We start from the raw sequence: 18,520 nt of genomic DNA, 5'->3' as shown, positions 1-18,520 counted from the left end.
GCTTCAGTTTCAGCTTCGCCACTGTTAGTACCTTGTTGCCAACGCTCAACTAGCGGATGATTATTATAAAGGGCTAACCAACGTTGACAGACGTCTTTGTTACTCCAACCTAAAGCGGCTTCTTCATCCACATAGACCACAAGATGGTAATGGTTCGACATCACAGCATAAGCGGCCACATCAATGGCAAATATATTGGTTAAGAAACGAATTCTATCGACCATCCATTGGCGACGATGTTCAAAGCTTTGTTTGCTATAAGCATCCTCACCACACAGGTAAGCGCGGCGCACACAACGAGAGATTAGGTGATAGTAACGGGTGTCTTGTAATGAAACTTGCTGACGGCGAGATTGTGTCATAATCAAACTCCTTACGTGTTTACTTTATAAACATAGTCAGGAATTCTTATTTATTCAAGAAAGTATAAAGTATGGGTGTCCTACTCTATCTACTACTCTATCTCTATGGGTGTCCTACTCTATGCTCCTATCTTCTAAAGTATGGGTGTCCTACTCTATCTCCATGGGTGTCTCCTACTCTATCTCCATGGGTGTCCTACTCTATTACTCTCTATCTATACTCTATCTTAGTCTCTTATCAGATATTATGCAGTGCATTAGCATTATTTTTTAATAATGCGGAGGAGGTGGCTCTATTTCTTCTTTACCTGAATTTAGTGCACCTGAATCTTTTAGTCTATTAGCAACTAATTGAATTTGCTCTCTTAGCTCAGAAATTTGTGTTTGATGAGCGGTTAATTCGGCGCTTAGTTGTTCAATAACATCGTCTTGAAAAAGGTTTCGAGTTTCAAGCGCATTGATACGTTCTTCAAGAATTTGGATAGCATTTTCTTCTGATTTGTTAGCTGTCATTTAATTGCTTTCTTTAGGGAGTTGCCAAAGCTCAGCATATCCTGAAGAGCTTTCGGTTAATAAGGTGTTATTATCGCTAAATGCCAGGCTATAAACAACTGCTCCTGTCGGTATTTTTGCTTCTTTTGGCGTAACGTGCCACGAAGCAGTGCGTTCTCCGGTGTCAACATTCCAAACGCTCACCTTACTGCTGGCTGCGCCCGTTACTAAGGTTTTTCCGTCAGGAGAAAATTGTATAGAGCTAAATACTTCTTGGCGTTTAGTGCCTTTGAGTGTTGATATCAATTTACCTGTTTTTAAATCCCAAATATGGGCTGACTTCATACTGTCGGCAGAAAAAGCAAAACGACCTTGTGGATCTAATGCTACTTTCGATACTCGCGATGTATGGTTAAATTGATAAATAACTTGTCCTGATACAGTATCCCAAATGTAAGCCGTAAAATCATTACCGCCAGACATGGCTATTCTTCCGTTAGGTGTCATATCTACAGAATTTATTTTTTCTTTATGGCCTAAAAATTCTAATCGTCTGCCAGTATCAACAGTAACATGAAGAACCGTGCCATTGCCTTTACCTATAAGTAAATAATCACCATTATTACTAATGCTGATATCACGAATAGTAGATTCTCTTACTTTCCAATACCCTTCAGACTTGCCTGTTTTGATATTCCACAGAGCAAAATTTTCTCTGCTTGCAGTTAATGCATGGCTATTATTATCACTAATATCAATGGTCAGGACTAAATTGTCACTACTGTCCTGTTGTTGAGCCCATTGGTAGGTGAGGGCATTTTTTTCTAAATCCCAAACACTAATTCCATGATAAATTGAAGAGGTTACACTCCATTTGCCGTCATTAGAAATATCTGCCGCATAACTTCCCTCAACAGCATGTAGGTATCGAGCTATCGGCTTATCCACAGAAGGTGTACAGCCCTGCATAAATAGAAGAGAAAGTGAGCATGCAGCCAGTACTTTTATCGTCGTTAAGCGATGTTTTATATTTTTTGAAAAGTTAAGCAACATATTAATACTTTTTTATTGGCGCATTTCTCGTTAGTATAAGGCGTTTTTTAAAATTGTTTAACCTTATCTTGGATTTAATTCTTCAATAGATGGTGTAAACAAAAGACAATAGATGGATTGGGGGATTCTCCAATTGTGATGTTTTTACGGAGAAATAAATGAAATTTTTTAAACCCACTTTAGTTGCTGTTGCATTATTAGCTGTAGCTGGTTGTCAAGAAGGCGCTAAAGAAGAAGCTAAAGCACCTGTATTAGAAGCAGAAGTTCAAAAACAAGCCTACGGTTTAGGTGCGTCAATCGGCATGTATATGCAACGTAATCTAGAAGAGCATGAAAGATTAGGTTTAGCTTTAGAGAAAGAATTAATCGTAAGAGGTTTTGTTGATAGCATTAATGATAAATCAGTAATGGAACAAGAAGAAATTACAACATTATTGACTAAGCTAGATGAAACAATGAAAGCTAAGCAGCAAGAAATTGCGGTTCAAGAAGCTGAGGCAAGTTTAGCGACTGGTCAAAAATTCTTAGAAGATAATGCTAAGAAAGAAGGCGTAATGGTAACCGAGTCAGGTATTCAATATGTTGTATTAGTTGAAGGTGAAGGTGATAAGCCTGCTGCTACTGATACTGTTAAAGTACATTACAAAGGTACTTTCTTAAATGGTGAAACATTTGATAGTTCTTATGACCGTGGTGAGCCTGCTGTATTCCCACTGAATCGTGTTATTAGAGGCTGGACTGAAGGCGTACAATTAATGTCAGTTGGTTCTAAATTCAAATTTACTATTCCTTCTGATTTAGCTTACGGCCCGAATGGTAATCCACCACGCATTCCAGGTAACTCAGTATTAGAGTTTGAAATTGAATTGTTAGAAATTCAAAAAAGTGAGCCAGCACCACAAGTAGGCACAGCACCTGCTGATAAATAGAAAATAAATGTTAGTTTCATGGTTACAGGCTTAGCTTAAGTTAGCAGTAACCAGCATAACTACTATTGAATGAAAAGCCACCGATCATTAATTAACGATCAGTGGCTTTTTTTATGTTCGAAGGAAGATAATATCAAGCTGCCATCAATGTTAAACTGCGTGTATACTCCTTTTTATTTAAAGCGCCTAGATTTACATGAACACACTTCTTATTATTGGTTATGTTTGGCCTGAGCCAAATTCTTCTGCGGCAGGTAGTCGTATGCTGCAACTTATCTTCTTTTTTCAGCAGCAAGGCTATCAAGTCGTATTTGCTAGCCCTGCGCAACGTACCGATCATATGGTTGATCTCATGGCACTTAATGTTGAGTGTGTTGATATTAAGCTTAACTGTGCGAGTTTTGATGATTTCATTGGCTCACTTGCGCCTGACGTTGTGATGTTCGACCGCTTTATGATGGAAGAGCAGTTTGGCTGGCGTGTTATCGAACAATGTCCGCAGGCCTTAAGAGTTTTAGACACAGAAGATCTTTTTTGTTTACGCCATGCAAGACACGATGCGCATAAAAAAAATAGCGAGATGACAGACACTGACTTATTAACATCTGATTTAGCTAAGCGAGAAGTTGCGGCTATTTTTCGTTGCGATGTTACCTTAATGATTTCACCGAAAGAAATTGAATTGTTAGGGGATTTATTCAAGGTAGATAAGAGTTTATTGCACTACGTACCTTTTGTTTTTAGTGATGAGCAATTTATGCTGAACAACCCAAGTTACGAACAACGACAAGCTTTTATTTCTATTGGAAACTTTCGTCATCCACCGAATTGGGACTCAGTACTTTGGTTAAAACAACAAATATGGCCATTAATTCGCAAACAGCTACCTAAGGCGGAGCTTCATATATGTGGCGCTTACCCACCTCCTAAAGCGACCGATTTACATGATGTAAAAACAGGTTTTTTGGTTAAAGGTTGGGTTGATGACGCGATAAAATCCATGCAATCAGCGAAGGTCTGTTTAGCGCCTTTGCGTTTTGGTGCTGGTATAAAAGGTAAGTTAGCAGAAGCAATGTTGTGTTCAACGCCTTCAGTTACCACCAATATTGGTATTGAAGGGATGGAAACTCAGTTACCTTGGGCAGGAGCGGTTGCAAACGATGCACAAAGTATTGCTGATGCAGCAGTAAAGCTTTATCAAGAAGCAGACACTTGGCAATGCGCGAGTGAATTAGGCAAACAGAATGCACAATTGTTATTTGACCAAGAACAGCATTTCTCAACACTTTCAGCTTGCTTAACAAACTTGCTACAGAATTTAGAACAACACCGACAACGTAATTTTATTGGTAGTATGCTTAACCATCACCATCATAAAAGCACTAAGTATATGTCTCAATGGATTGAAGAAAAGAACAAGCCTCAATAAACAAAGAAAAGAGCAACTATAATGAAGCCGCCAATACGTTTGTTAAGCGCTGTGCGGCTTGTAGTATTCTTTGCTCCATAATTGGCTGATATTGGCTTAGGTAATCAGGCGATAAGGTTATTTTACCTTGAGGCTTTCGACATACGCTCTGGTTATCTTTGTGGCAATAGTTAAAAGTCGACTTTGTCGTTATTTGAAAAGATTCGTTAGCCCATTGCCAAACTTGTTCCTTTTGCCAATTTGGTTGAGGGCTTTTGTTCCATTGGCTCCTTAATGAGGACAGCCACTTTGTTCTAGTTTCTTTTCCTTTATATAAAATACAATGATCCCAATAACTATGCAGGTTATTGCATTTAGCATCAGTATCAGCAAAGGCGATTTTGTTACCGCCTAAATCATCCTTGAAACTAATATGTAAAGGTTGATGTATATCACCTAACCAATGCCCTAAAAACAATAAAGTTTGTGCTTGCTGCCATGTATAAGGGCTTTGAGTATGTGCTAAGGCTTGTTGGTGTTGTAAAATTGCTTGAGGCAAGCAATTTTGCTGACATTCATCTGTATTAACTTTATTTTGTGAACGAGGGACATTCATATAATGCCAGGAACTATAAGCTTTAAACTTTTTTAAATGTCTAATTGTATCAGCCCAAGTACAAGCATTAGCAAAAGTTATGGCGCTATTCGCTTTTTGCTGATTAAAATTATTAATAAGTTTTTTATGTTTAGCAGGAATAGTCTTGAGTAAGCCGGCTATTTTGTTTTGTTGTGTTTTTGGCAAATGTTCAAATGCTAATTGGCAAACAAGTTGATGGCCAAGTTTACCTAAAGCAAAGCTTGGCTTGCTAAATAAAATAGCGAGAATAACTATAGTGAACGCAATATATTTGGCCATCATTAAATTTGCTTATTACTGAGCTAGTTACTGAGCGAAAATTTGCATTTCACTGCCAATCTGTTTGCGCATATCCATTAATTTTATTGCAGTACTATGCTGTTTTTTATCTTCTTCTGTTTTCGGAATCCACTGTGGTACAGTTTCAGATTGTCCATTTTGATCAACGGCAACCATAATAACAATACAATTGGTCGTTAAGTGTCGGTTTAACGATTTAGGATCACAGGCATTTACCTCTAAGGCAATATGCATAGATGAATTACCTGTGTATATAACTTTAGCTTCTACTTCTACCAAGCTACCCACATGAATTGGTGAAATAAAACGGATGCCACCGGCATAAGCAGTAACACAATAACGACCACTCCAACCTGCTGCACAAGCATAAGCCGCTAAATCTATCCACTTCATTACCGCACCACCATGGACTTTACCACCAAAATTTACATCTTGTGGTTCAGCTAAAAATCTTAAAGTTATATCACGTTGTGGGCTATTCATTATTCTTCTCTAGTTTCGTAAATTAAAGGAAAGTGCTATGAAGGCGATTTTATACTATTGAAAGGAATAATGAATAATTATTTGAACTATAAATTTTCAGCTATACATTTTATAGCACAAATAAAAAAGCCTTTCTCGAAGAGAAAGGCTTGAAATGCTCGCATTATGGTCTTGTTAATCAAGCTTCTTATTAATTATGCTCAGAAGTATTTTTATTATTAATCAGTGCTTCTTTGTTTGCGCAGGTATTTTATAGCAAAGCATTTTCATCACTGCAACAACTTTAATAGAGCATAAACTCGACGATAAATTTCGTATAAAGCATAACTAATGCTTTTTAGTGATTAAGTGATTGATTGTTATTCATATTAATAATGTCTAGCGAAATGTAACTAAATTGAAATATTTTTCATGGGATGAATGTTAAGCGTAAATGAATTGATTTGTCGCATAGATTCAAAATACCACGAGTGCTAGAATACGCGCATAATTTACTTGTTATTCCTATTTTGGGGAGTTCAAGTAAGTAAACAATGAATAAATTAGAGGGTTTATTGGTGACTGAATTAAAAAATGATAATTATTTACGTGCGCTTTTAAAGCAGCCAGTAGATTACACACCTGTTTGGATGATGAGACAAGCAGGACGTTATTTACCTGAATACCGAGCAGTACGTAAAGATGCTGGCGATTTTATGTCAGTTTGTCGCGATGCTGACTTAGCTTGTGAAGTTACTATTCAGCCGTTGCGTCGCTTTCCACTTGATGCAGCTATTTTATTCAGCGACATATTAACAATTCCTGACGCCATGGGTTTGGGCCTATATTTCGAAACAGGCGAAGGACCTAAGTTTGAACGTCCTATTACTTGTAAAGCTGATGTTGAAAAAATCGGCGTACCTGATCCTGAAGGTGAATTACAATACGTAATGAATGCCGTTCGTACTATTAAAAAAGAACTAAATGGTAGCGTGCCGTTAATTGGTTTTTCTGGCAGCCCTTGGACGTTGGCAACTTACATGATTGAAGGTGGTAGCTCAAAAGCTTTTACTAAAATCAAAAAAATGATGTTTTCTGAACCACAAACACTGCATTTATTACTTGATAAGTTAGCCGACTCTGTTATTTCATATTTGAATGCACAAATTGCTGCTGGCGCACAATCAGTAATGGTGTTTGATACATGGGGTGGCGTATTGTCACCACGTGATTACAAAGAATTTTCATTACAATATATGCATAAAATCGTTGACGGTTTAACGCGTTATAATGATGGCCGTCAAGTGCCGGTAACTTTGTTTACTAAAAATGGTGGTATGTGGTTAGAAGATATCGCTGCGACAGGTTGTGATGCGGTAGGACTTGATTGGACTATTGATATAGAAAAAGCAAAAGCACGTGTTGGTGATAAAGTTGCTTTACAAGGCAATATGGACCCTTCTATGTTGTATGCACCATTACCGCGTATTGAACAGGAAGTATCTAAAATATTAGCAGGCTTTGGTGAAGGCGGTACCGGTCATGTATTTAACTTAGGCCATGGTATTCACCCTGATGTGAATCCAGATCATGCAGGACACTTTATTGAGTCGGTGCATCGTTTAAGTAAGCCATACCACGGGTAACTTATCTTGTTGCGAATTTTGTAGCTATATTGGCTACTCTTATATGAAGCACAAAAAATGAAGCACAAAAAAAAGTAGCAAACTCTATCGAGGTTGCTACTTTTTTTATTTTAGATTAGTTATTTACTCAATCGAACTTAGATTGATTCGTCATCATCTATTTCGTAAGCACTAAAGTCGGTAATTCCTTTTTCTTCTAAAATACGACGAACACTAGCGGGTAACTTTTCCTCATTATCTTTAGCGAGATCTTCATCATCAGGTAGAGGCTGCCCAGTAAAAGCATGTAAGAATGCTTCGCACAATAATTCGCTATTAGTCGCATGGCGTAAATTATTTACTTGGCGTCTAGTTCGCTCATCAGTTAATACTTTTAAGACACGCAAAGGAATTGAGACTGTAATTTTTTTTACTTGCTCACTCTTTTTACCATGTTCGGCATAGGGATTAATATATTCGTCATTCCACTCAGCCATGTAAATTCCTCTGTAGCTATTAATGTAAATGGTTAATTATTATTTTTATATGACTATAAAAACGCATTTAACGGTATTATTTAATTAACACTTAATGAAAACTTGATTAAGCTTAATTGAAAGATAGAAGCATATACTTATTTCTTCTTAATCATGCAATTCTACTGGTTGCAGAAATCCAGTCAAGTAGAAGTTTAGATGTCTAAAAATTCTTGACCTAAATAGTCAAAACGTTTAGAGTTATAGACGTCCAAACATCCAAAACATTAAGTATATAAGTTTATGGTGTTAGTTAATGAAAATAAGGAATAAAAATGTCGAATACTAAAATTAAAAACATTACTACTTCGGCAGTGCAGGCGGGTATTAATACCGATAAACAACATGGTGCTGTTGTTGCCCCTATTCACTTATCTAGCACTTATTCATTAAAAAGCTTTAATGAAAAACGTGAATTTGATTATTCTCGCACTGGTAACCCAACCCGAGCAACCTTCGCTCGAGCTATCGCTACATTAGAGCAAGGTAAAGTGGGTATTGCGACAAGTACTGGCATGTCGTCAGTATTATTAATTTGTCAGCTGCTATCTGTTGATGATCTTGTTGTTATTCCTCATGACTGTTACGGAGGAAGCTTTCGACTATTTACCCATTTAGCAAAACGTGGTCAATTTAAGTTAATTGTTGTTGATCAAAATAACCAACAGGCGTTAGCAGAAGCATTAGCACAAAAACCTAAATTAGTACTAATTGAAAGCCCAAGTAATCCACTATTACGTTTAGTTGATATTGAAGAAGTAGCTAAGGCTAGTCACGAAGTAGGTGCTTTAGTTGCTGTCGACAACACTTTTTTATCTCCTGCTTTACAACAACCATTAACATTGGGTGCAGATATTGTTTTTCACTCTACTACTAAGTATATCAACGGGCACAGTGATGTTGTTGGCGGTGTTTTAGTGGCTAAAGAACAGGCTTTAGGTGATGAGTTAGCTTGGTGGGCAAATTGTATTGGTATTACTGGCAGTGCATTTGATAGTTTTCTTGCTGTACGCGGCCTAAAAACTTTACCAATTCGCATAAAGCAGCATCAAGAAAATGCTGAGCAAGTTGCTGAATTTCTAAAAAATCATCCTGCGATAGAGTCAGTTTATTATCCAGGCTTTACAGATCATCCAGGACACGAAATTGCTAAGAAACAGCAAGCAGGCTTTGGCGCTATGCTAAGTTTTGATGTTAAAGGTGGTGTTGAGTCGGTGAAAAAATTATTCGCTAATCTCAAATTGTTCACTTTAGCGCAATCATTAGGTGGTGTTGAAAGTTTAATTTGTCATCCGCCAACAATGACTCATGCCGGTATGGCCGAAAGCGCAAGACTAGCTGCTGGCATTACCGACTCTTTAGTAAGAATTTCCGTTGGTATCGAAGATATTAATGACATTTTGGGCGATTTAGCGCATGGCTTAGCACAAAGCCAAACGCGTTAATAAATAATAATTTTGTAGAAGAATAAATGACAGAATCACAAAGACCTCAAAATAAATTAGCTAAACATGCTGTTAACGTTCATAAGTTTGGTGGTAGCTCTTTAGCTAATGCGCAGTGCATAGAGCGCGTTGTTGATATTATCCGACAAAATTGCCAACTCAATGACATCGTTGTTGTGTCTGCTAACGGTAAAACCACCGATAGTTTGTTTGCCATATTAGCGCACACAGACAGTGCTGACCTGACAGCAGCGTTGAGCGAGTTAGAGCAACAACAACTGTTACTTATCAATGCCTTATTAAATGAAAAAAGTTCCAAGCAGCTTACCCAACTATTATCTACCGATATAGTTCAGTTAAGAACTTGGCTGTCGAATGATATCATTCAGCACAGAAATGATATTTTAGCTTACGGTGAATTGTGGTCTGCACGTTTATTATCAGCGTTATTAAATGAAAAAATTTGCCCAAGTAACTCGGTTGATGCCCGTGATTTTCTCGTGATAGACAACGAACAAAATTGTGCGGTTGATCATGCCTTGAGTAGTGCACAATTTAAAACGCGACTACAGTTTGGCAAGTTAGCCGTAATTACAGGGTATATTAGTCGTGATAGTCGCGGTAAAACTTGTACGCTAGGCCGTAATGGTAGTGATTATTCGGCAACTATTATCGCGTCGTTAGTGGGTGCTCATAATGTCACTTTATGGACCGATGTTGACGGTATTTATAGCGCTGATCCGCGCGTTGTTCCTAATGCGAGAAAATTACATCGCTTACCTAATGGTGTAGCAAAAGAGCTAGGACGTTTAGGTAATCCTGTCTTGCATGCCAAAACGTTAATGCCATTGGTTAATGAAAACTTATCGCATCATTGTCACTTACACGTAGCAAGTAGCTTTGATTCACAAGTTGCCGGTACAGAAATCGGCACTTTTGGCCATATTGCAAAACAAGAACTCTCAGTAACTTATTTAAATGATCTTATCTTAGCGAAATCAACAAGTTTTATTGGGGATTCGGTCGAAGACTTAACAGAGAACTTAGGCGCTAATTTATTCAGAAAAGCGTTAGTTGAATTTACGCCTATTTGTGCTGATGCTAAACAAGGCTTTATTGTTATCAATCAATCTCAGCAAAAAGCGTTAAGTCAATGGTTAGCTAGTCACGATATTGAAGTCACTTTTATCCCAACGGCTATTATTGCAACGGTTGGACATAACGTTGCACAACGCGGCGATATTAAAGCGCGCTTTAAGCGATCTTTAAAGAGTGCTCAACCTCTATTTTTAGTAAACAGTAAAAATAATCATAGTGTTATTGCTGTACTAGCTGAGCCATGTAGTACAGAGTTATTGAATAAAGTTCATCATGATATGACTAAAGACTCTCGCCACATAGGTTTGCTTATTGCAGGGTTAGGTAATATTGGTGAACGTTTCCTTGAGTTATTACCCGCACAGCTAAATAGAATATATGCTTTAGAAAATACTCACCTTGTTGGATTATTATCGTCGAAAAAAGCCTTGATCAATAACGATGGCATTGACGTGAATCAAGCACTGTCATTATTCAAGCAAGCAGCTAAACCGTATAACAACGACGAATTATTATCTTGGTTAAGTAATCATCCTTATGATGAATTAATTGTGGTAGATATTACGCCAAGTGAAGATTTTAGTTTACTTTATCAAGACTTTTTCACGCGCGGTATTCACGTTATTGGTGCGAACAAGTGGGCTGCTTCATCAGATACTGCGCACTACAATAACTTGGTTAATACCGCAGATAGAAACAACAGTTTATGGTTAGGTAATACTACCGTTGGTGCTGGATTACCCATTAATTATGCTATTGCTGATTTGAATAATAGTGGCGATACCATTACGGCCATTGCGGGGATTTTCTCGGGTACACTTTCATGGTTGTTTGAAACCTATGACGGTTCTACCGCATTTTCAACGTTACTTATTAATGCACTTGAGCAAGGGATAACAGAGCCCGACCCACGTGAAGATTTATCAGGCCGTGATGTACAACGTAAGTTATTAATTCTAGCTCGTATGGCTGGTTTTGAGCTGTCACTTGATGATATTGATTGTACCAACCTAGTCCCTGAAAATTTACAACGTATCGGTCGAGAAGAATTTTTAGCAAGGGCGAATGAGTTAGATGATTATTTTGCTGATGCGTTAGCTGATGCTAACAAAAAAGCAAGCTGTATTCGTTATGTGGCGCGCTTAAATGTAGATGAGTCTGGCAATATTCAAGCGAAAGTAAGCTTAGAAGTATTACCACAAACAGATGCTTTTGCTAATTTGACACTGTGCGACAATATTTTTCAAATTAGTAGTCATTGGTATCAAGAAAATCCATTAATTATCCGTGGGCCAGGTGCAGGGCGAGATGTTACTGCAGGTGGTTTACATTCAGATCTTGTGAATATTTGTCAGCAATTAGCGCATAAGCAACATCAAGTAAAAATAAAAGGGCTAAACTAATAGCTTATCGTGCGCTAAGACAGGTTTACCCTCTAAATCAAGTAAAATTAACTATGCTATACTGTTTAAGTTATATGTTAAATATTGCTTAAAAAAACAAGCTAAGTGGTATGTAATAATCGTTATAAGAGTTAGTCTTTGAACTTGTTTCTTTGCTTTTGTTCTGGTTGCTTAGTTATGTATTTTCTAGCATTATTAACTATCATTTATTGATTCAATAATTAAATAATAAAGTAATGCCTAAAGCTCCTAATAATCAAACACATTATACTAATCAAGTGCAGCTCTTAGTTGGGAAGATTTATGGGCGCAGTATATTAAATGATTCTTTGCTTGAACGAGCAATACATTACTTTGATAACAATGAATTTGTAGAATCACATTCGACAACTAGCACTGAAAGTGACACGTTACATAAGCTAGAAAAAATAGAACGTCATAATCATTTGCAATCCATTTGTTGTGAAATTATTGAGTTGGCAGAAGGTGATACGCTACAAGAAAGTAACCGAAAAACAGCACGACTATTGGGGACTATTCAATTGATTAGCCCAACAGAAGGCAGTAAAGTTGCTGTTTGTAACGAACAAAATAAAGTGCTTTATAAAGCCATTTTATCTCTACGATTACTTGATAGATTACTACTCGATAATGAATTAAACGATCCTTATATTGTGAAAGTTTTAACTGAATTTAACGGAAAGTCTTTTGTTGAGTTGGATGAAGCTGAGCGGGAGCGTTTTACTGAGCTTGTTAGAATACCTCTTTTGATGGCCGCGTTATTACAAAACATTGGTCATCATCATCCTGAGGCGCGCGTCATTTTTAGTGGAGAAGATGGTAAAAAAGATCGTTTTCGTATTTTAGATATTACTGATAGAAAAAAGCTGCTAAAAATTAACTACAAAGAAACACTTTCTTATATATCTAATGCTATTGGTGTTTTGAAATATACGGGAAATTCGAAAGAACTACGCGATCAATTTGTGATTGAGGAACAACTTAAGCATCAATTTATCAAAAAGTTAATTAAAAGCAGTTTTAAGCCTGAGCAGGGGATTGGCAACTTACTAAAAGTACCTCAAATTTATGTCTCTATTGTTTTATCCACGAAAGAAGCCTACAACTATAAGGTATTACCTCAAGTTTTTCAGGTATTAAATAAAAATGCTGAATTAGGTAGTTGCTCTCAAAAAGCGGTTGATGCGCTTTATAAAATCACCGGTATGTTCCCTCAAGGCTATGGTATTGTTTATATGCCAGAAGATGAAATGGGTCATTTAGGAGATTGCTATGAGTATGCTATTGTTAATCGACTTTATCCTGAAACCCCCGAAAACCCTCTATGCCGTATTGCAACACGACATTTAACGTTTATTGGTTATGGGCACAATATAACGGTTAAAAAAAGTAATAATTTATATTTTCCACAGATAGCTAAAAAAATAGCGACGTTGAGCAAAGAACGCCTTAATGAAATTCTTGAATTATTAGCTTCAAATTACCATGAAAGACAACAGCTCGATCTATTACCACGATGCTGGCATGCGAATGAATATTTTTCTGTTAAAACCAATCAAAAACTATGGAATAAAGAAGATAGTCGATCGTTCAGTTTGTCTTAATTCTGCTTTGGTACATCATTTATTTGTTAGCGTGACATACTAGTTCATATCAGTATGCGGCTTAGTAAAAACCTTAATAACTCGACCAATTATCTGTTGTTGACTGACAGGACCTAGCTTTTCAATTGTCATACTAGTGGCATTCTCGCCTTTACACCAAATTAAATTGTTTTTATCAATAACTGCGACAGTTTTTATTATTAAGCCATATTTAGGATGGTTAATAAGAATAGCTTGATTGTGCTTTATTCTTTTAAAAATACGCCATTCACCGACAAGCACATAACTGTTTTGTGGGATACGAGGGAACATACTGTGCCCCGTTACTTTCCAAAATTTTAAGCCAAAGAAAGTCATCTACTTAGCACTAAGCACATAACTGTTCACTTCAGCTGTTAGCGGCACATGGTTCACTTTTAAATGCGACCTTTGCTTACCGTTGATAGGTGCATCATTTTTCAAAGGAATAGTGCATAGGGCTGAAACTCTGGCAAAATTAAATCTTTTGTCTAGCTTATTAAGTAGTTGGTAATACATATTTTTATTCCTCCTTTAATTGTTTCTTCGATGGCTTAATTTGGTAATTTTTGGTTAAAAATTTAGTGTATAAAATCGCTAACGTCACAAAAATTGGTGCTAACCATAGTAAATGAATAATATTGGCAAATATGGATGAATGATCATGACCAACATGAGCAAAAACAGGAACAGATATGAATAAGCTAATACAAAATATCCCTAAAGCGTGTGCTGTCATTCAATGGTCCTTTACGTTATTGTTAAATTTAATTGTGATCAGCTAGTTAATGAATAATTTGCTGATTTAATGCTATTTCTGATTGGAATGCCGCTAACGATTGGGTGCAGGTATCGCAAACAGGGTGTCTTTTAGAAAACATTAAAATAGGCATAAACGTTATTTTAAGGGCGTTTTGTGCGATAAGTTTAGTGTCTTCACAATATTCATTACACTGATAAATAGATAGCATCCTCTCGTGAGGAATTTTTAAATATTGCAGTGATAATTCAGCTTTATCTTGTACTTCAAATAAACTCGATAAATTATGAATAGCACAAATCCATGCCATTAATAATTCAACATTTTTTGGATTAGCAGACCATAAAGAGTCTAGATGGGAAGCTGCTTCTTTATAACAGTACTCAGCTTGCTTCCATTGTTTATTATGAAAGTTATCGTTACCTTGGTGTAATAGGTCTTGCCATTGAGGCATAGCTACTCCTCTGAACATATGGGTAATAGTAAAATTGAATTAATCAAATAATAATCATTCTCGTTTGTGTTTGCAAGTTTTATTAATTAAGAGAACAATTTTATACATAGAAAAAATAGCCAAATACAAAGCATTTATTTTAATAACGAGTTGTTCTAATTACTAAATAAATAACGGTGTGGTTGGTGATTTTAGCAAGTAGAAATGATCACCTAGTTAGTGAGATTGGTATAACTATTTCACTAGCTAGCAGGCTGGTAAAATGAAATAGGGATAGTAAGAACAGAGCTATTTAGGCGTGAGCTTATTTATACCTTAATATCTCGAGTGTTAAGCCGTGATTAAGTGCTGTGAAAAATAAGTAAGCTAATGAATACAAGGTGATGATTAAGCTTATTGTTAACGCTTAATCATCAATAGTGGTATACCGGTTGTTATTTGTGAACGGAAATTATCGTTAAATAAAAGTCTAACGCAGGCAGTAATGCTGGATCATTGACATTAATAATTTATCTGTTTTGTCTATTTCACTATGGGCTAAAAACTCATTAGGTTGATGTGCTTGATTTATCGAGCCTGGGCCTAAGACAATGGTTTGACAGCCAAGTTGTTGTATATAAGGCGCTTCAGTAGCGTAATTTACCGCACAGCACGTGTGACCACTGATTTCCTCAGCAATAGATACAATACAATTGTCATCAGTTGGTGATTTATTCTGTTCAAAGCTTGGTGAGCTAGGATGTAATTCATCAAAAGTGATACGCGCAGGGTATTTTTCAGCTAACGGTTTTAACGCGTCGCTTAACCATTGCAGTAATTCATTATCACTCATACCCGGTAAAGAGCGTAAATCAATATCTAAATCACAGTGCCCACAAATACGGTTTGAATTATCACCTCCTCTAATTGCTCCCATGTTTAACGTTGGGGCTGGTACATCAAATGCTTCATTTTTAAAGTTAAGGTTAAACTTTTCTTTTAAATCAATTAATGCACCGATCACTTCATACATGATCTCAATGGCGTTAACCCCAAGTGCTGGTTTACTTGAATGACCTGACTGGCCTTGAACACTAATACGATGTGACATATGACCTTTGTGCATAATTACAGGCACTAAATTAGTCGGTTCACCTATAATGGCAACATCAGGTTTTATGTCTTGGGTTTGTCCAAAAAAGCGCGCACCGGCCATGGTAGTTTCTTCATCTGCAGTTGCTAACACGTATAGTGGTTTTTTTAATTTTTTAACATCAATGCTTTTACAAACTTGTAAAATAAAAGCAAAGAAACCTTTCATGTCACAGGTGCCTAAACCATAGAACTTTTCATCTTTGTCTATAACATTCATAGGATCGCTCTGCCAACGACTTTCATCAAACGGAACTGTATCACTGTGACCTGCTAATAATAAGCCACCTTCACCGCTGCCAAGTTTAGCCAGTAAATTATATTTATTTGTTGTGTTAGGAACTTTTTGAATATTTATATCAAAACCTAACTGTTCGAACCATGTCGCAAGTAATTGAATTACCTCTATATTTCCTTGGTCCCAACTTGGTTGAGTTGAACTAATTGAAGAGCAAGCAATCAATTGAGTCAAAGATTGGGTGAAGTTAGGTAATTGTGACATATAAAAAGATCCGCACTATAAAAGAATAATTTGAATAAAAGCCCAAATAGTTATGCTTAATAGTTGCATAACTACCCATGAGCTGTTAAATTGCTTTTTATAGTGTAAATAACCTGCTGTAATAAGGCCACTTAAAATGCTAATTGTTCAAGAAATACGACGACGATAGAGAATTTTTTTAATATCTCTTGGATACTTTAGTTATAAGAGAATGGTTATTTTATTAAATCCGTATCGTTAATAGTTTTCTGAATAAAAAGGTTTAGATTGTGTCAGAAGTTCAAAAGGTTGCTGTAATTGGCGCTAGTGGTTATGCCGGTGCTGAATTAGTTGGTTTATTAGGCCAACACGATAAAGTTTCAATACAACATCTTGTTGTATCAGAAAACTCTTCTTCCTGTGGAAAACTTTTCAGCGAATTACATGGTCGCTGGCAGGGGATATGTGATGTACCCCTGGAATCTTTTTCTCAGCAATGGTTTGACGATAATATCGTAAATGCTGCTACAGATTTAGATGCGGTTTTCTTTGCCACTCCACATGAGTTTAGTGCCGATTGGGCCCAAGCATTTGTTGATGCAGGTGTAAAAGTGTTTGACCTTTCTGGTGGCTTTAGATTGAAAAATGCTGATGATTATCCAAAGTTCTACGGCTTTGAACATGCAAATATTGATGCGTTAGCACAAGCAAAATATGGTTTAGCTGAATGGCAACATGAAGATATTGTTAATACAGACTTAGTTGCTGTACCTGGCTGTTATCCAACAGCAAGCTTACTTTCTTTAAAACCTATCACGAGTAATAATTTTCATGTAGAAAATTCATTAATTGTCGTCAATGGTATCAGTGGTGTGAGTGGGGCAGGAAGAAATGCGTCATTAGCGACCAACTTTAATGAAGTCAGTTTAAAACCTTATAATATTTTACAGCATAGACATCAGCCAGAAATCTCTCAAGAAGCACATGCTGATGTTATTTTTAATCCACATTTAGCGCCTTATAAAAGAGGCTTGCTAGCTACTGTGACTATGCAGCTAAAAGCGGATGTTACCGCAGAACAAGTTGATATAGCATTTAAACAAGCTTATAACGACAAGCCATTGGTTAGAATCGTTGATGCTTGGCCTCAAATAGATAATGTAGCGCACACTCCTTTTGCAGATATTCATTGGCAAGTTGATCAAGAAAAGCACGTAGTTGTGGTGAGTTGTGCTATTGATAACCTACTTAAAGGTGCTTCTTCACAGGCTGTTCAATGCTTTAATATTCAGCTTGGATTGCCAAGCGAATATAGTTTGCTAGCTCGTAATTGCTAGGTCATAATCACTTGTTAATAATAACCTAGCCAACATATTGAAATTGTTGATTTTGAATGTTTTAGTATTGAACCTAGCATCCAATAAGTAAAAAGATAAGAGAAAAGATAAATGAGCAACCACAACCCTTTAGTTATAAAAATTGGCGGAGCTATTCTGGAGAAATCCGGTGCGTTAGATGCATTGTTAGCGGTGATTGTTAACCTTAAAACTGAGGCTAAAGTGGTATTAGTTCACGGTGGTGGTTGTGTCGTTGATGACATGTTAGCGCAAGCAGGTTTTACCACAGTTAAAAAACATGGCTTACGTGTTACTCCGAAAGAGCAAATTGGATTAATTAGCGGTGCTTTAGCGGGTACGGTAAATAAATCAATTGTTGCCACAGCAAGTAGCATGAACTTATCGGCAGTAGGGTTATCGTTAGCAGATGGCGATATGATTGCTTGTACAAAATCTGAATTAGATCTAGGCGAGGTTGGTTTACCACTGCCTAAATCTAGTTTATTACTAGATGCGCTGCTTAATAGTCATTTTTTACCTGTTGTATCATCAATTGGGTGTTTAGCTAATGGTGATCTAGTCAACGTAAATGCCGATGATGCTGCTGTTGCTATTTGTCAGCTACTTAATGCTGAACTGCTGTTATTAACAGATGTAAATGGCGTAAAAGGTGCTGATGGTGAATATTTATCATCACTTAATAGTACGCAAGCCAAAGATCTTATTGAACAAGGTGTTATTGCTGGTGGTATGACAGCAAAAGTGAATGCCGCACTACAAGCCGCTAATCAATTACGACGAAGTATTACGGTTGCTAGTTGGCAATCGCCAGAGAAAATTCCTAGCCTGCTAAATGGGCAAGGTATGGGTACACAAATATTGTCAGATTAGTGCAGCCGTATTAACTCTTTATTAGAGAAAGTGTTAGATTAATTGAATCGAGAAAAACTTATGTTACAACAAA

At 36.8% G+C, this 18,520-nt stretch carries 17 protein-coding genes and 1 pseudogene; 8 read left to right on the top strand and 10 right to left on the bottom strand.

The window, feature by feature from the left end; all coding sequences use genetic code 11:
- The 3 genes and pseudogenes from Q4496_RS09850 to Q4496_RS09840 all read right to left on the bottom strand — a co-directional run.
- Positions 1 to 362: pseudogene (locus Q4496_RS09850) on the bottom strand (hypothetical protein); the annotation flags it as partial.
- Between the two features lie 270 nt (positions 363 to 632).
- Complete coding sequence (locus tag Q4496_RS09845) at positions 633 to 875, bottom strand: SlyX family protein (protein ID WP_303610380.1); 243 nt, start codon at positions 873 to 875, stop codon at positions 633 to 635.
- A complete protein-coding gene (locus tag Q4496_RS09840) occupies positions 876 to 1,907 on the bottom strand; it encodes a WD40 repeat domain-containing protein (protein ID WP_252727500.1) in 1,032 nt (343 codons plus the stop codon).
- Positions 1,908 to 2,065: 158 nt separating this feature from the next.
- Between Q4496_RS09840 and Q4496_RS09835 the strand changes: the two genes are divergently transcribed.
- Entirely contained in the window at positions 2,066 to 2,836 is a 771-nt protein-coding gene (locus Q4496_RS09835; RefSeq protein WP_215973220.1) for an FKBP-type peptidyl-prolyl cis-trans isomerase, read from the top strand.
- Between the two features lie 196 nt (positions 2,837 to 3,032).
- A complete protein-coding gene (locus Q4496_RS09830; protein ID WP_303602250.1) occupies positions 3,033 to 4,265 on the top strand; it encodes a glycosyltransferase in 1,233 nt (410 codons plus the stop codon).
- A gap of 16 nt (positions 4,266 to 4,281) precedes the next feature.
- On the opposite strand, the gene Q4496_RS09825 is transcribed toward Q4496_RS09830, so the two are convergent.
- Together Q4496_RS09825 and Q4496_RS09820 are read right to left on the bottom strand one after the other, a co-directional pair.
- Positions 4,282 to 5,163 carry a S1/P1 nuclease gene (locus Q4496_RS09825; RefSeq protein ID WP_215973218.1) on the bottom strand — a complete coding sequence of 294 codons (882 nt, stop codon included), beginning with the start codon at positions 5,161 to 5,163 and terminating at the stop codon, positions 4,282 to 4,284.
- 24 nt (positions 5,164 to 5,187) lie between these two features.
- Positions 5,188 to 5,664, bottom strand: a complete 477-nt coding sequence (locus Q4496_RS09820) for an acyl-CoA thioesterase (protein ID WP_215973217.1) — start codon at positions 5,662 to 5,664, stop codon at positions 5,188 to 5,190.
- A gap of 557 nt (positions 5,665 to 6,221) precedes the next feature.
- Here Q4496_RS09820 and hemE point away from each other — a divergent pair.
- Positions 6,222 to 7,289, top strand: a complete 1,068-nt coding sequence (hemE, locus tag Q4496_RS09815; RefSeq protein WP_215973228.1) for a uroporphyrinogen decarboxylase — start codon at positions 6,222 to 6,224, stop codon at positions 7,287 to 7,289.
- A gap of 137 nt (positions 7,290 to 7,426) precedes the next feature.
- Here hemE and metJ read toward each other — a convergent pair whose 3' ends face one another.
- Positions 7,427 to 7,765 carry a met regulon transcriptional regulator MetJ gene (metJ, locus tag Q4496_RS09810; RefSeq protein ID WP_215973216.1) on the bottom strand — a complete coding sequence of 113 codons (339 nt, stop codon included), beginning with the start codon at positions 7,763 to 7,765 and terminating at the stop codon, positions 7,427 to 7,429.
- A 314-nt stretch (positions 7,766 to 8,079) separates the two neighbouring features.
- Here metJ and metB point away from each other — a divergent pair, with 314 nt between their 5' ends.
- The 3 genes from metB (at position 8,080) to Q4496_RS09795 (ending at position 13,375) form a co-directional block, all read left to right on the top strand.
- Entirely contained in the window at positions 8,080 to 9,249 is a 1,170-nt protein-coding gene (gene metB / locus Q4496_RS09805; protein WP_215973215.1) for a cystathionine gamma-synthase, read from the top strand.
- Between the two features lie 26 nt (positions 9,250 to 9,275).
- A complete protein-coding gene (metL, locus tag Q4496_RS09800; RefSeq protein WP_303610379.1) occupies positions 9,276 to 11,750 on the top strand; it encodes a bifunctional aspartate kinase/homoserine dehydrogenase II in 2,475 nt (824 codons plus the stop codon).
- A 236-nt stretch (positions 11,751 to 11,986) separates the two neighbouring features.
- The gene (locus Q4496_RS09795; RefSeq protein ID WP_215973213.1) at positions 11,987 to 13,375 is read left to right on the top strand and encodes a hypothetical protein; all 1,389 of its coding nucleotides are present in this window, start codon (positions 11,987 to 11,989) and stop codon (positions 13,373 to 13,375) included.
- 39 nt (positions 13,376 to 13,414) lie between these two features.
- On the opposite strand, the gene sodX is transcribed toward Q4496_RS09795, so the two are convergent.
- From sodX to argE, 4 genes are all read right to left on the bottom strand, one after another.
- Positions 13,415 to 13,732: a nickel-type superoxide dismutase maturation protease gene (gene sodX / locus Q4496_RS09790; protein ID WP_289847542.1), complete on the bottom strand. Its 318-nt coding sequence runs from the start codon at positions 13,730 to 13,732 to the stop codon at positions 13,415 to 13,417.
- Between the two features lie 184 nt (positions 13,733 to 13,916).
- Positions 13,917 to 14,132: a hypothetical protein gene (locus Q4496_RS09785; RefSeq protein ID WP_303610378.1), complete on the bottom strand. Its 216-nt coding sequence runs from the start codon at positions 14,130 to 14,132 to the stop codon at positions 13,917 to 13,919.
- A gap of 46 nt (positions 14,133 to 14,178) precedes the next feature.
- A complete protein-coding gene (locus Q4496_RS09780; RefSeq protein WP_303610377.1) occupies positions 14,179 to 14,607 on the bottom strand; it encodes a hypothetical protein in 429 nt (142 codons plus the stop codon).
- Positions 14,608 to 15,076: 469 nt separating this feature from the next.
- The gene (gene argE / locus Q4496_RS09775; RefSeq protein ID WP_303610376.1) at positions 15,077 to 16,240 is read right to left on the bottom strand and encodes an acetylornithine deacetylase; all 1,164 of its coding nucleotides are present in this window, start codon (positions 16,238 to 16,240) and stop codon (positions 15,077 to 15,079) included.
- A 269-nt stretch (positions 16,241 to 16,509) separates the two neighbouring features.
- On the opposite strand from argE, the gene argC reads away from it, so the two are divergent.
- Entirely contained in the window at positions 16,510 to 17,556 is a 1,047-nt protein-coding gene (argC, locus tag Q4496_RS09770) for an N-acetyl-gamma-glutamyl-phosphate reductase (protein ID WP_303610375.1), read from the top strand.
- Between the two features lie 111 nt (positions 17,557 to 17,667).
- On the top strand, positions 17,668 to 18,447 hold the full coding sequence (gene argB, locus Q4496_RS09765; protein ID WP_215973207.1) for an acetylglutamate kinase: 780 nt from the start codon (positions 17,668 to 17,670) through the stop codon (positions 18,445 to 18,447).
- The last annotated feature ends 73 nt before the right edge of the window (positions 18,448 to 18,520 follow it).

This window comes from Colwellia sp. 5_MG-2023 (genome assembly GCF_030547795.1).
Classification (GTDB): domain Bacteria; phylum Pseudomonadota; class Gammaproteobacteria; order Enterobacterales; family Alteromonadaceae; genus Colwellia.
The sequence above is the reverse complement of the archived record's forward strand: the minus strand, read 5'-3'. Positions and strand labels throughout refer to the sequence as shown.

What these genes read in the sequence shown, in the direction of transcription:
- Q4496_RS09845 (WP_303610380.1), bottom strand. Translation starts at nt 875, where the DNA reads ATGACAGCTAACAAATCAGAAGAAAATGCTATCCAAATTCTTGAAGAA.
- Q4496_RS09840 (WP_252727500.1), bottom strand. Translation starts at nt 1,907, where the DNA reads ATGTTGCTTAACTTTTCAAAAAATATAAAACATCGCTTAACGACGATA.
- Q4496_RS09835 (WP_215973220.1), top strand. Translation starts at nt 2,066, where the DNA reads ATGAAATTTTTTAAACCCACTTTAGTTGCTGTTGCATTATTAGCTGTA.
- Q4496_RS09830 (WP_303602250.1), top strand. Translation starts at nt 3,033, where the DNA reads ATGAACACACTTCTTATTATTGGTTATGTTTGGCCTGAGCCAAATTCT.
- Q4496_RS09825 (WP_215973218.1), bottom strand. Translation starts at nt 5,163, where the DNA reads ATGATGGCCAAATATATTGCGTTCACTATAGTTATTCTCGCTATTTTA.
- Q4496_RS09820 (WP_215973217.1), bottom strand. Translation starts at nt 5,664, where the DNA reads ATGAATAGCCCACAACGTGATATAACTTTAAGATTTTTAGCTGAACCA.
- metJ (WP_215973216.1), bottom strand. Translation starts at nt 7,765, where the DNA reads ATGGCTGAGTGGAATGACGAATATATTAATCCCTATGCCGAACATGGT.
- metB (WP_215973215.1), top strand. Translation starts at nt 8,080, where the DNA reads ATGTCGAATACTAAAATTAAAAACATTACTACTTCGGCAGTGCAGGCG.
- metL (WP_303610379.1), top strand. Translation starts at nt 9,276, where the DNA reads ATGACAGAATCACAAAGACCTCAAAATAAATTAGCTAAACATGCTGTT.
- Q4496_RS09795 (WP_215973213.1), top strand. Translation starts at nt 11,987, where the DNA reads ATGCCTAAAGCTCCTAATAATCAAACACATTATACTAATCAAGTGCAG.
- sodX (WP_289847542.1), bottom strand. Translation starts at nt 13,732, where the DNA reads ATGACTTTCTTTGGCTTAAAATTTTGGAAAGTAACGGGGCACAGTATG.
- Q4496_RS09785 (WP_303610378.1), bottom strand. Translation starts at nt 14,132, where the DNA reads ATGACAGCACACGCTTTAGGGATATTTTGTATTAGCTTATTCATATCT.
- Q4496_RS09780 (WP_303610377.1), bottom strand. Translation starts at nt 14,607, where the DNA reads ATGCCTCAATGGCAAGACCTATTACACCAAGGTAACGATAACTTTCAT.
- argE (WP_303610376.1), bottom strand. Translation starts at nt 16,240, where the DNA reads ATGTCACAATTACCTAACTTCACCCAATCTTTGACTCAATTGATTGCT.
- argB (WP_215973207.1), top strand. Translation starts at nt 17,668, where the DNA reads ATGAGCAACCACAACCCTTTAGTTATAAAAATTGGCGGAGCTATTCTG.